This window comes from Celerinatantimonas yamalensis, assembly GCF_046054155.1.
GTDB lineage: Bacteria > Pseudomonadota > Gammaproteobacteria > Enterobacterales > Celerinatantimonadaceae > Celerinatantimonas > Celerinatantimonas yamalensis.
This window is the reverse complement of record NZ_JBEQCT010000003.1, coordinates 42,961-55,967: the sequence shown is the minus strand read 5'-3', so window position 1 is coordinate 55,967 and position 13,007 is coordinate 42,961. Positions and strand designations below refer to the sequence as shown.

At 43.6% G+C, this 13,007-nt stretch carries 11 protein-coding genes; 9 read left to right on the top strand and 2 right to left on the bottom strand.

Going from position 1 to position 13,007, the window contains the following annotated elements; all coding sequences use genetic code 11:
* The first annotated feature begins 18 nt into the window (after window positions 1-18).
* The 8 genes from xthA to ABUE30_RS08180 all read left to right on the top strand — a co-directional run bounded on the left by xthA (window position 19) and on the right by ABUE30_RS08180 (window position 9,646).
* A complete protein-coding gene (gene xthA / locus ABUE30_RS08215) occupies window positions 19-828 on the top strand; it encodes an exodeoxyribonuclease III (RefSeq protein WP_408623261.1) in 810 nt (269 codons plus the stop codon).
* 419 nt (window positions 829-1,247) lie between these two features.
* Window positions 1,248-2,018 carry a DUF3450 domain-containing protein gene (locus tag ABUE30_RS08210; RefSeq protein WP_408623260.1) on the top strand — a complete coding sequence of 257 codons (771 nt, stop codon included), beginning with the start codon at window positions 1,248-1,250 and terminating at the stop codon, window positions 2,016-2,018.
* Window positions 2,015-3,328, top strand: a complete 1,314-nt coding sequence (locus ABUE30_RS08205) for a MotA/TolQ/ExbB proton channel family protein (protein WP_408623259.1) — start codon at window positions 2,015-2,017, stop codon at window positions 3,326-3,328. Before ABUE30_RS08210 ends, ABUE30_RS08205 begins: the two co-directional genes overlap by 4 nt.
* Window positions 3,315-3,824 carry a MotA/TolQ/ExbB proton channel family protein gene (locus tag ABUE30_RS08200; protein WP_408623258.1) on the top strand — a complete coding sequence of 170 codons (510 nt, stop codon included), beginning with the start codon at window positions 3,315-3,317 and terminating at the stop codon, window positions 3,822-3,824. The genes ABUE30_RS08205 and ABUE30_RS08200 overlap by 14 nt, the downstream gene beginning before the upstream one ends.
* Window positions 3,821-4,237 carry an ExbD/TolR family protein gene (locus ABUE30_RS08195; RefSeq protein ID WP_408623257.1) on the top strand — a complete coding sequence of 139 codons (417 nt, stop codon included), beginning with the start codon at window positions 3,821-3,823 and terminating at the stop codon, window positions 4,235-4,237. Before ABUE30_RS08200 ends, ABUE30_RS08195 begins: the two co-directional genes overlap by 4 nt.
* Window positions 4,238-4,239: 2 nt before the next feature.
* Window positions 4,240-4,890 (top strand): energy transducer TonB, encoded by a 651-nt coding sequence (locus ABUE30_RS08190; protein ID WP_408623256.1) that lies wholly within the window; start codon window positions 4,240-4,242, stop codon window positions 4,888-4,890.
* Between the two features lie 5 nt (window positions 4,891-4,895).
* Window positions 4,896-6,104, top strand: a complete 1,209-nt coding sequence (locus ABUE30_RS08185) for a tetratricopeptide repeat protein (RefSeq protein ID WP_408623255.1) — start codon at window positions 4,896-4,898, stop codon at window positions 6,102-6,104.
* 1,376 nt (window positions 6,105-7,480) lie between these two features.
* A complete protein-coding gene (locus ABUE30_RS08180) occupies window positions 7,481-9,646 on the top strand; it encodes a methyl-accepting chemotaxis protein (RefSeq protein WP_408623254.1) in 2,166 nt (721 codons plus the stop codon).
* Window positions 9,647-9,792: 146 nt separating this feature from the next.
* On the opposite strand, the gene ABUE30_RS08175 is transcribed toward ABUE30_RS08180, so the two are convergent.
* Window positions 9,793-10,998 carry a hypothetical protein gene (locus ABUE30_RS08175; protein WP_408623253.1) on the bottom strand — a complete coding sequence of 402 codons (1,206 nt, stop codon included), beginning with the start codon at window positions 10,996-10,998 and terminating at the stop codon, window positions 9,793-9,795.
* 833 nt (window positions 10,999-11,831) lie between these two features.
* Here ABUE30_RS08175 and ABUE30_RS08170 point away from each other — a divergent pair.
* Window positions 11,832-11,963 carry a hypothetical protein gene (locus tag ABUE30_RS08170; RefSeq protein ID WP_408623252.1) on the top strand — a complete coding sequence of 44 codons (132 nt, stop codon included), beginning with the start codon at window positions 11,832-11,834 and terminating at the stop codon, window positions 11,961-11,963.
* A 152-nt stretch (window positions 11,964-12,115) separates the two neighbouring features.
* Here ABUE30_RS08170 and ABUE30_RS08165 read toward each other — a convergent pair whose 3' ends face one another.
* On the bottom strand, window positions 12,116-12,577 hold the full coding sequence (locus ABUE30_RS08165) for a hypothetical protein (RefSeq protein WP_408623251.1): 462 nt from the start codon (window positions 12,575-12,577) through the stop codon (window positions 12,116-12,118).
* Window positions 12,578-13,007: the final 430 nt, after the last annotated feature.

Here is a 13,007-nt window from a genome sequence, read left to right as displayed (position 1 = left end):
ACTGATACGTGACCCAATATGAAAATTGTCTCTTTTAATATTAATGGCCTACGTGCCCGTCTGCACCAGTTGGCCGCATTGATTGATAAGCACCAACCTGACGTTATCGCACTGCAGGAAATTAAAGTTCATGATGATGCATTCCCATTAGAAGCTATCGAGGCGCTGGGCTATCATGTCTACTATCATGGCCAAAAAGCACATCACGGCGTTGCCACGATGACAAAAAAACCAGCGATTGCAGTGGAAAAAGGACTCCCTTGGGATGAAGAAGATGCCCAGCGACGCATGGTTGTTACCACGGTTGAAGATGCCAATGGCCAACCTATCAAAATTTTTAATGGCTATTTTCCTCAAGGTGAAAGCCGCGATCACGAGAGTAAATTTCCTGCCAAACGCCGTTTTTATGCTGACCTAACCCGCTATCTCAGTGAATCGCATACGCCTGAACAAAATATTTTAGTGGTAGGAGATATCAATATATCGCCCCAAGATCTAGATATTGGCATCGGTGAAAAAAATGCACAGCGCTGGCTAAAAACGGGAAAATGTAGCTTTTTACCGGAAGAGCGTGAATGGCTAAAAACGTTGCTAGACTGGGGGCTGACCGATACTTATCGTGAACTAAATCCCGAACAAATTGCACGCTATAGTTGGTTTGACTATCGTTCTCGCGGGTTTGATGAAAACCGCGGACTGCGTATTGATGCTATTCTGGCGACCCCAGCGTTAGCCAAGCGAGCGATTGACAGTGATATCGACTATGTGCTGCGCGGTATTGAAAAACCATCTGATCATGCGCCAATTTGGACGGTGTTTAGCGATTAATCCGTCCCGCTCACTCAAAGACACTTTCAGACATTCCGAACGCGGCAATTTGTTGCCGCGTATTTGCTGATCATTTACAGATACGCTACTATCAATTGCCGCACAGCACACTCAATAAAAACACCACAACACCTCAAGTGCACGGCTAACGGTCTCGACTACCGATGAGCTGAATGACGATCAGCCGCCAAGTTGCCCATTAAAACTACCCCCGATTAACACAGAATATGGTAGCTTAAATACGTATTTCAACAACAACTGACCATTTCAGTGACTATTTCCCAATTAAAAATGATAACCATTATTATTTAGATTGATTTCTTATTTTAGATTGCTAAGATTGGGGCCTATAGTTAAGCACATGAAGTGATTGTTGTTTCTTTGACAAAAAACAATCGCGGTTTAGAACAGGCACATTGATGAATATTCTTCACACCCGACATGCGATGACACTCGCACTGATTTTGGCTCTCCCAAGCCTGACCGTTCGCGCCAATCCGCTGCAGAGCTCTCAGCAACAGGTCGAAAAGACCCACCAACAAGATACAACTAGCCAAAAACAGCTGGATCAAATCGATGCGCAAACCCGCCAGGCGCTCGCACAATACCAACAAAATCAGCGACAAGCCGACCTTATAGAGGCTTACAATCGCCAATTAGCAAAAATGGTCGACTCACAGCAACAGGAAAAAAAACGAGTCAGCCAACAGATCGCCTCGCTCAATGAAACCGAGCAAACAGCACTACCTATGCTCGTCTCGCTCTATCAACAGCTAGCTGATTTTGTTCATCAGGATCTCCCCTTTCTACCTCAGGAACGTCAGCAGAGACTGGTAAGACTGCAACAGATTATCAATCGGGCTGATGTCTCTTTGGCCGAAAAATACCGCCAAGTTCTCGACGCCTATCAAGTAGAAATAGACTATGCCCAATCGATCGGCAGCTACCAAGGCCCATTACACTCAAACACGACCACCAAACAAGTCCAGTATTTTCGCCTTGGCCGACTAGCACTTTACTATCAAACATTAGATGGCTCGCAAGGCGCATTGTGGCAACCTAAGCGCCACAGTTGGCAACAGCTAAGTCGGAGTGAAAATCAACAGCTATCCATTGCGATTGCAATGGCCAACAAACAGCATATTCCACAACTGTTGGACTTACCGATGCCACAGGAGCCAAAGTCATGAAACATATGGCCGCCTTATTGGCTATCATCAGTCTCAGTGCCAGTGCTGCTAATTCACCATCATTTGCAACAAGTGCGCAGACGATATCTCAACAGGACACCCAACTGAATCAGTTGCGACAGACAAAATTTTTAACGCATTTACAACAGCAGCGCCAACTTTTAGCACAAAGTCATGAACGTTTAATCAAAGCCAAGCAACGCCAAGCCACACTCAAAGCCAGCTTTGTAAATAACGAAACACGCTTAACACAGTTAAGTGAACAATTACATCAACGCAGCGGTGAGCTCGGGAAAGTGTTTGATGTGCTACGCACAGAAGCGGATAGGTTTCGCCACGACCTCCAGCAGTCGCTGACCAGCGCCGAGTTTGGTGATCGCCATCAGAAATTTGCATGGATAAGCAAAGATCAGATCCCATCCAGCCAAGATCTGCGTACGCTCAATCAGCAACTACTCACGCAGCTCCTCGCTTCAGGTCGCATCAGCCAATTCAAGCGCCCAGTTATCGCTCAAGATGGCCAACAACAGACGCAGCGAGTCACCCGATTGGGCGAATTTGAATTATTCAACCAACAAGGTCAATACCTCAGTTGGTCATCGCCCACGCAAACATTGGAAGTGATCGCCAAACAGCCTTCATCAGCACGAGATTTTGTCAGTGGCCATAGTAATCGGGTCCTCATTGATCCAACTCGAGGCCAGTTATTAGCCATCCAAGCTCAACTGCCTACCTTCATGCAGCGTATCGCACAAGGCGGTGCTATCGGTTATGTGATTATAACTTTAGGTTTGATCAGTTTATTAATTGCCTTGTATCGTCTGGCTACTTTAGTTTCTATAGAGCGTAAAGTGAACCGCCAGTTACGCAGCTTACAACCTCGTGATGATAACCCCCTTGGACGAATTTTGGCATGCATTCCCAACAGATTGCACACACTCGATACACTTGAAGTCTACATTGATGAAGCGGTAAGTATTGAACTGCCAAAATTAGAGCGCAGTCATACCTTAGTCAAATTAGTCGCTGGGGTTGCACCACTTTTAGGGTTGCTTGGAACTGTCACGGGAATGATCGGCACGTTTCAAGCGATCACCTTGTTTGGCACAAGCGATCCCAAAATGATGGCCAGCGGTATCTCTCAAGCATTGATGACAACAGTGCTCGGTTTAGTTGCTGCCATTCCATTGCTCTTTGCTCATAATTTATTAAGTACTCGCGCAAGACGAATTAGTCAGATTCTACAACAACAAACCTTGGCATTGCTCGCCGATCGCCTTAAACAAGAGCCCGCCGATGAATCTGCTTGATTTGCACACACTACTAAGTTTTTTAAAAGCCGGTGGCTGGGTTTTATCGGGGTTACTGATCTTATGCTGGGTACTATTGCTGTTGATGCTTGAGCGATACTGGTTTCGGCTACAATTGTATCCCCGCTTAAAAAAGCAGATGCTGCAAACAGCCAAACAGAAACCACACTCACTGGCATGGATACGGGATTACTGTCAGCTCGATCTACAATTGCAACAGTACTTACCGATGATCCGTATATTGATCAGCCTCTGTCCATTGATTGGATTACTCGGAACCGTCACCGGCATGATTCAAGTATTTGATGGCTTAGCCCTAAATCAGGGAGCAAATCCGCAACTGATGGCATCAGGGATCGCCAAAGCCACTTTGCCAACTATGGCCGGTATGGCTATTGCCGTATTCGGATTGATTTTTTATACCCATTTACAGCGTTGGAGCCAGCGCCAGCGCCATGCACTCAGCCAACAAACTGGAGCCGTAAATTATCTATGAGACGCTCTCGATTATTTCAACAACAAACAACTGAAGAAGCTCAAATCGACCTCACACCGATGCTCGATATTGTATTTATCATGTTGATTTTCTTTATCGTCTCAACCTCCTTTGTGCAGGAATCAGGGGTAAAAGTCGAGCGTCCCGTTGCTAGTACAGCGACCAAGCAAAGCCAAAGTGCTCAGGTCATAGGCCTGAGTGAAAATGGTCAGATTTGGCTTAATCATCAACGCATCGATGTGCGTCTACTGTCGGCATCTATTAACCAAATAAAAGCCTCTCAACCTCGATTCGCCGTGATTATTGAAGCAGATAAGCGGGCAACGACTGGTGCGCTCATCAGTGTGATAGATATATTACGCCAAGCCGGTATCCCTTATCGTGTCGCCACGCAAAAAAGTCAAGCCAACTAATCATGCGCAGATTACTCATATGCACACCTTTGGCACTTCTTATTGGTTCTGGCTTTTTTATCCTGCTCGGCAAACTGATCGGTGTGCAAGCCCCCCAACATCACTATTCGCAGCCAGTTCATGTCACCTTAACCGCATTGGACGACAAACCATCGCTGCAAACCCGCTCGCGTGCAATGCCGCCACCACCACCGCCACCAACCGCGGCAACGATGTTGCTATTACCAACACTCACAGCTGGCCAACCTCAAGCGCAAACTATACCCATTCCAAATGGCTTGAATGTCGCCGCGCCAACGTCACATCTAGATACCCCAGTTACGCTTAATACACAAGTGGGCAGCCTCGATGGCGTACAGGTAGCTCTTGGCATTGATGCTCATCCAGTGGTTGTTTCACGCTTGGCGCCGCTATATCCACGACGAGCACAGCAGCGCAATATTGAAGGGGAAGTCACGGCTGAATTTATCGTTCAACCTAACGGTCAGGTGAAACCAGGAAGTATTAAAATAGTAGCCGCAAAGCCACCGAATATCTTTGATAATGCGGTTAAACAGGCTATTTACGGATGGAAATTTCAGCCCAAAATGCAGCAAGGCCAAGCCGTCGCTTATCGAGCCCAGCAGAATATCGCTTTTTCATTAGAGAATTAATTGCCATGAGACTATCTGCCTATTGGATCATTTTGTTTGTAGGGTTATATGCCCCGCTTGGTCATAGCGAATCCATCAGCCAATCTGATTATCGCACTCTGCAAGCCGCGCAAGCGCTCTTGGCCGCGCAACAGCCAGAAAAAGCACAAAAAAAGTTACAACAATGGCTACAACAACTCGCTAAATCACCCAGCAACGAATACGCTCGCTCGCTGGCTCAGATTACACTTGGACGCACGGCCTTGGCGTTGCAAAACCCCCAACAAGCGCTTGCTGCATTTAAGCAAGCTTACCAAAGCCAAACGCAGCCAGAGGCTCAGCAACAAGCACTGCTAATGACGATTGCGCAGCTACAACTGAATCTTGAGCAATGGCAAGCAGGGGTAGATAGTCTCAAGCAATGGCTTAAGGTAGCCCCCAACACACACCATCAAGCCAACCATTATTATCTGTTAGCAATTGGTTACTATCACCTAAATGACTGGCATAGTGGGCTTGATTCAATAAACACAGCTTTAACCCAACGCGCTAACGCGCCACTTGATTGGTATCAACTAGGGGTTGCTTTAGCCATTGCCAAAAAACAGTGGCACCGGAGTATCATATGGCAACAGAAGATCGTATCGCTGGCACCAAGTCAAATGCAAAATTGGTATCAACTAGCGAATCTAGAGCTCAACGCAAAACAACCACTACAGGCTCTTGCAACCTTGCGCTTAGCGTGGCAACGGCACCTCTTCGCTATGCCCGATCACTATCGTATGCTCAGCCAACTGGCACTGTCAGAACACATTCCCTATCTAGCAGCCGTCGTCTATGCCGATGGCATCAAAAAACAGCAATTAAAAAACAATGCAGAAAACTTACAACAACTCGCCAGTTTATGGACCAGTGCCAAACAATATCCTCAAGCATTAAAATCACTGGATCAACTGGCAACTCGCTACCCCAGCAATCTGCATTATCAGAGTTACATTGATATGCTGCTGGCACAAAAAAAGTGGCAACGAGTAATGATTATTCATCAGCAAGCCAATCAACATGGACAAAAAAGTGCAGCGCTTGATCTCAGTGCCGGTATTGCCGCCACCGAGCTGAACCAATTCACTAAGGCCACTGCTCTATTTCATCTTGCTAAGCGTTCATCCTTGCTACAAAGTCAAGCTAAGGCATGGCTCGACTATGTTCAACAGATCCGCACGACTCAAGGATAAGCCATGTTAATCAGACTCCACACCGCCTGCCTCACGCCATTTTCTAGCAGATGAATGTAAAAGAGCGAGCATGGCAACTTGATTGCTGTCGCAAAGAGAGTTTAGTTCGTTATGTTTAACATTCAATGCCGAAATGACCTTATCATCCAAGGTGATTATCTTTGAGCGTCATCACTGAAGCAGCTCGTCACGATTATCTGCGAATAAACAAATAGGAAATATGATTCTGATTCATTCACTGATATCCAACCTATAACATGAGTCGATGACAATGATCTTAAACAGTGTGTATTAAAAAATGCAGGCCTTTTTAAACAACATCTATATATAATTAATAATAACTATAGCATTGGCTATCAATAACATCACCAGCCGACACCTAACTATTTATGGATCACTGTTTGATCATGCATCCAACTAATTAATCACCTCGTATGAAACTCGCTTTTAATAAATATTGATGCTGACTTTATAGTGCATTTTTATAGTTTAGAAAAGACAATCGCTTTGCTGGAGTCGATTTAATCGAGCTTTCAGAAGTCAGTTCATTCAATCTATTGGATAGTTTAACACTTACCCACACATTCAAGGCTGACCTCATGTTGTTCAAAATTTAGTATGGACGAATACACTGAGAAATCAGTGATGCAAAATAAGTAGGCGACATAACCTTCTTAATGACCACTTGAGTATCCAGACATGATGTCATTCCAACATGATTGTTGTCATCGCAACGAGTTGCACTTTAACATCAGAAATACACGCTTTATAAAGCTTGTCGAGTCAACAGGTAGGCTTGCATCACCGCAGTGATAACAGCGATGATCGTTAAAGTAGGCCCTATATTTTTGCATAGGGCTGGTTTGCTGATAAAAAATGACAGGAGCTTGAACACTGGCCGACAACACGCAACTTACAATGAGGCGTCGATCATGATATCAATGTATTTATTAATATGACAAAATTGTTACAATATATTGCACAAATAAAGATATTTTTAGTTAAAATAGTCGTAACAAGGTTGAGTAAATTTAGAATATGTCATGCTTTTTTATTTTTTGTTTCGTCCCTTAACTTAAGGTGAGATACGGATGATCATCCGAACTCATTGATTAAACATTAAATATTTCACAAACATATCAGCTACTTTTTCTCCTTGCCATATAATTGCCGAAGATATGTAAAGATGGCCAAATTTTATCTGTACATCCGGTCGTTCTACTACACTTAAAAGGACTAAGTAATTACGAAAATCTGTCATTAGGTCATTATTTTTATAAAAATAATTAACTAAAAAATAAGTAACTAAAATTAAGATGAAAAGTTCATTATTTTATACATTTACAATGGATCATATTTACTAAAGGAAATTTCCTATGAAGTTGAAATCAATACAAGGAAAGATTGTAGTAGTGGCTGGTCTTTGCTTATTGGTTACAGCCAGTATCTTAGTCGGCTACAATGTCTATTCAGCATCAAATACAAAAAATCTGGTGTCCAATCGAGTCACTAATTTAGTGGAAAAAAGTACGTTGGATGGTCTCAAAACCACCGCGTCTTCATATGCTAATGCCATTAGCCGCCGTTTAGAGCCGGGCCTTATCATCGCGCAAACATTGGCTAAAACCACCGCGGCCAATAAAGTCTACGAACAAGAAAGAAAATCACAGGTTGATACCCGTGAATCATTCAACAGAATTTTACATGACGTGCTCGCTGCTCACAAAGATCTTAACGGTATCTATAGTGCTTGGGAACCTAATGCATTTGATGGTCAAGATGCGCAGAATCACACTGATTCAATGGGGAATAACCCTCAAACTGGGCGCTTTACGCCTTATTGGACACGTAGCAGCAATGGTCACATTGCGGTGCAGCCTTTAGTTGAGTATGACTCACAAGAGAAACACGCCAATGGCGTCGCTAAAGGTGGATGGTACATTGTCCCCCGTGAAACACATCAATCAGCTGTCACAGCACCGCTCCCTTATATTGTCCAGGGAAAACATGTTTGGTTGGCAACATTATCCGCCCCTATTCTCGTCAATGGTAAATTTCTTGGGGTATTTGGTGCCGACTATGATCTGGATTTTGTGCAGTCATTAAGCAAACAAGTTGACGACAAACTTTATGGCGGTCAAGCCTCCGTGACAATTGTAACGAAACAAGGATTAGTCATTGCAGACAGCGCTAACCCTGATGCTATCGGCGGATCAATGCGGCCACTATTTAATGACCAATATGATCGCGTTCTCGCGACGGTTCAATCCGGGCAAGACACTGTATTTAACGATCCTAACCAAAGCAACATACAAGTATTTTCGCCTATTAAACTCGGAACAACTGACGCTCTTTGGTCGATTATTATCACAGTGAACCGCGATCTCGTAATGGCGGACGTGACTCAGTTAGGCAAACAAATAAACCAGACCAATGAGACTGCTAGGAATTGGCAAATCGCTATTGGATTGATGGTCTCTATTATCGCGATGGCTGTTTTGGCGACGATGGCTCGAAACTTAGCATTGCCGATTATGCGGGCCGTAAAAATGGCTCAAACAATCTCGCAAGGTGATTTTAGCGGACGATTGACATACACCAGTCATGATGAAATCGGTCAATTAGCTAGCGCGTTAGACAATATGGCAGATAGTTTACAAGAGCAGGCGAGCGTTGCAGAGAAAATTTCAAAAGGCGATCTCAGCTTCTCAGTCAATCTTGCCTCAGAAAAAGATCAGTTAGGTAAGGCCCTATCAGGGATGATGACTAACTTAAATCGTTTGGTTGGACAAATTAAACAGCGCGCTGAAGTAATCGGCTCAAACGCTGATAATGTCTCTGATCTAAGTCATGACTTAGCCAGCGGTGCGACTCAATCAGCGGCAGCGGTCACGGAAATTAGTGCAACTATCACTCAAATTGCCGCACAGATTAAACAAAGTTCAAATAATGCTGACACAGCAAGTACATTGTCACAACAATCAATGGATTCAGCTGATAACGGCAATCAGCTCATGACTGAATTGCAACAAGCGATGAAAGATATTGAAAGTTCAGGGAAGGACATTAATAATCTTATCCGAACCATTGAATCGATTGCAGAACAAACTAACTTACTCGCCTTAAATGCTGCAATTGAAGCGGCTCGAGCAGGCGAACAGGGGCGCGGTTTTGCCGTAGTTGCCGATGAAGTTCGTCAATTGGCTGCACGTAGTGCCGGAGCGGTCCAACAAACATCCTCGTTAATTGATATTTCCGCGCAGCGAACCCAACGCGGGATTGTGTTATCACGACAAACAGCCGAAGCTTTGGAATCGATTGTGCACCGAGTCGGAGAATCAAGCTCATTAGTCAATGAGATTGCCAGCGCCGCCAGTGAACAAGCTCAAGGCGCCGAGCAGATCAGCCAAGGGATCAATCAAATTGATGAAGTCACTCAGCAAAACAGTAACAACTCGGAACGTTGTGCCGAGGCGGCAAACCGATTATCAAGTGAGTCGAAACAGCTCACAGATTTAATTCAGCAGTTTAAACTCAAATAAACCAACTAAAGGCCGGTTGAACCGGCCTTTGCTGCACTTGTTTTTCATCCACTCTCGTGACACAACCACCACTCTCACCTGTGAATATTAGAAAAACTAAGTACCCAGTTGCTTACAACCGAGTCTTACTCTTTCAAAGAATCTTGCTATGCCGAGGGCACGCCTAGTGCGAAGATCAACAAACAAACGATGGTAAGCAAAGCAAAACTGAGCAACCAGAACGGGCGACGCGACAACTGTTCGACCCTACACGCGACTAAAAAAGCAACCAAACACTGCAGTGCATAGAACAAAGCAAAGGCACGTGAGGCATAACCAATAATAGCATTTACATTCGTTACCCAAGTTAGCACCAGTGTCACCATGAGGATCAAGACATACGCATAGCGAATGGGGAATCGTCGATGGGTGATATCTTCAAGCAATCCCCCCGCGCCAGATGTATCGGCCACAGCGGCGCTAAACTGACTACCGATCGCGGCAATCGAAATAAGCAGTGGTAAAACAGCTGCCACAGGTGCAGCCATACTGATAATGGCGGTAACGTTAGCCCCGATCCCTTGGTGAAATAGCACGGTTACCAACGAGATAAAAAGAAGATAGATAAGTGTTGATATGATTTGCGCCAAACGCATGGTTGTAATTCTTTGGCTCGCCGAGTGCTCTTCGCCAAGGTAACGAGACGTTTCAAACCCTTGGACGACAATCAATAGCCCTAAAAGTACACGCATATCATGAAAACTGATATCTGAGGAGATATCAGGGAGCGTCCAATGGCCAGAGGTAACAAGCCCAACGTTATAGACGCAAAGTCCCAAGACCAATGCGCCAATCATACCAAGATTGAGGCTGATTGAATATGACTCGACCTTTTCTAACTCACTCAGTCCTCGCCACATTCCTACGCCAGTGATGGTCAGCAGTAACAGTGTCGAAACCACATCAGCTGTCAATTCAGCATGGATGTTAAACGCATTCAGAGCAAACGCCGCCAGCAATTTAATATAGTAGGTAACTGAGATAAAATAGGCACCGGCGAGTACAATCCGCGCAAGAAAAGCAATATTTTGAACCATTCCCGCCTGCTCTTCTATCGGTTCGAAGTGCTTAATATTAAAGCGAATGGCTCCCCCGACTGCATAAGCAAGGACTAAGAGCAGAGCCATACACACAAGCGCTAAGTTGCCAACAACACCCGCCAATAATGGTGCACAAACGAGAAAACCACTACCCATGATCGAGGCCAGTGGCGTCATAGTCGCTTTCCAAGTGGTTGAGCTAGAAAGCCGTTTTGAAAACGCGAGATACCCAGCCAAACTGAGTCCGACAACAACGATAAAAACATTGAGCATGGCAATCCCTTGAAAAAACAAACGGCTTAATCAGTTGCCGTTGAAATGGTGTAACAATGATGACGCCTCATTTAAGACACATCCGATAAATTACCAAAGTTGATAAAAGACAAATAGTAACGCATCAGGTATCAACTAGTAGCCTCATTTTTTAAAACCGTTTCAATACGCCTTTTCATATTCCTGCGCACGAAATCACACACTCAGCGTGATCCATTGCAAGCAGATCATACGCCTAAATAGGATTTGTTAATTGATAAAATCGCAACCAAGTGTCTAGGTCAATTGCCAAGATTACTCGGCAATAGGACAGCTCGCCCCACCCGATTGATCACAATTCAGGTTTGACTTCTGAACACTCTTTAGCGAGCAGCTTACCTATAGTTGAAAGATGCACACTTGCGGAAAAACTGAGTGAAGCCCCCGATCGTGGCGCACTGATCTTACGAAGAATGACTCACTTAAGCAAAGTACCGACAGTCATAGACAGACTTCATCCCCTCACAGAACTTCATGGCTATGGTATTTATAATTTAGACACTAAAGGTATTAAGCGACCCATAACGAACACTGAACTGACCTTGAAAGTAGACGCCATTTGATGAGAGGACAAAAGCTAACACGAACATGTCAATTTGCATGGATGATAATATAATTAATAATAATTTGAGCTATGAGATTCAACAATCTGGATAGAGATCTAGCCTGCAATACTGGTGACGTCATGGCTGTTAACCCTGCTTGTAAAGTCTGTGTTAAATTTGCTGAATCCATCAATCCGCATTTTTGTTTGCCAGCGATGCTAACTTTAACACTAACCATACGGGGGATGTATGGGGGATCGTGCACCAATGGTTGCGATGGTAAAAACACAAGGTTTTTCCATCAATGATGACAATTTAACCGTTGCTCAATGTGTCAATGAAGCACATCCATTTATTAAAATGCTTGCGAAACAATTTTGACCGTATAGTTGAAACAATGACATATCGCTTGAGATACCATTCCAAAGATGCCTTGCTTTTTGGACCAAGCGTAGTGTCCGAACACATAATCTCAATATGTTGAGCCAGTCTTTGGTCATCAAAATTAATCGTTACCCATTGATAAAAATGAACTATTTATTGATGGATTCGACTATTTGAAAATCCGTGACCGCCGTATATTGTGTCAGCATGATGCCGATGGCATATTCAATGTTGGAGGTATTTTCAAGCAGTAGGTTGTTAGATAAATTATCAAATACTTTTTTTAATACTGGATTCTTCTCGAATTCATTTTTGTTTTCAACATAAATTTGGATAAATTCATTAGCCTTATTTGTATGTGTCATTTCGTTCATTTTAACTGATGAATAAAGTTCATCATCATTTAGTATCGTTTGTTCACCGACTTGAAATATTGAATATGACATTCCAAACCCAAACACGGTGACCAACCCAATAACCCCTGAATAAATAAGGACAACCAATCCTAAAAACAGATGAGAGAACAATAGTGAGAATCCCCACAGCGCAGTTAAACCAACAAAGATATTAGTGAATGTATCCATTTGAGAGAAAATATTTTTAAAGTACATAATCTTTCCCATGCTTATAGACAACCAAATTAAATAGTGACCATCAAGAATCACACTATTAAAAATGGCAAAACAAACTGTACTTTCATGTTGCATTCAAGATAGTTTTTATGGCTTAACAACTGCCATTGTTTGAGAGCAACTCAGCATAATCAACTATTGCGTAATTAATCATTATTATTGATGACATAAATGAGATACACAAGACCTTTTGACTTTCAAAAGTTGATGTCGCGTCTCTAAGTGTCACGATAAGTTGACAAACATTCCCACGGTTGTGTGGATTTGCTGACTTAAAGCCTTGCTGTTATCTGCGTATTTGGAAGATATTTATTTTTATCATTGTTTTTCTCCACACCCTATGGGGGATTTTTTACCATCAACAAGGTCTTTGCCTAAGAGCCAACCAACTTGCTATAAAAGTAGCCTT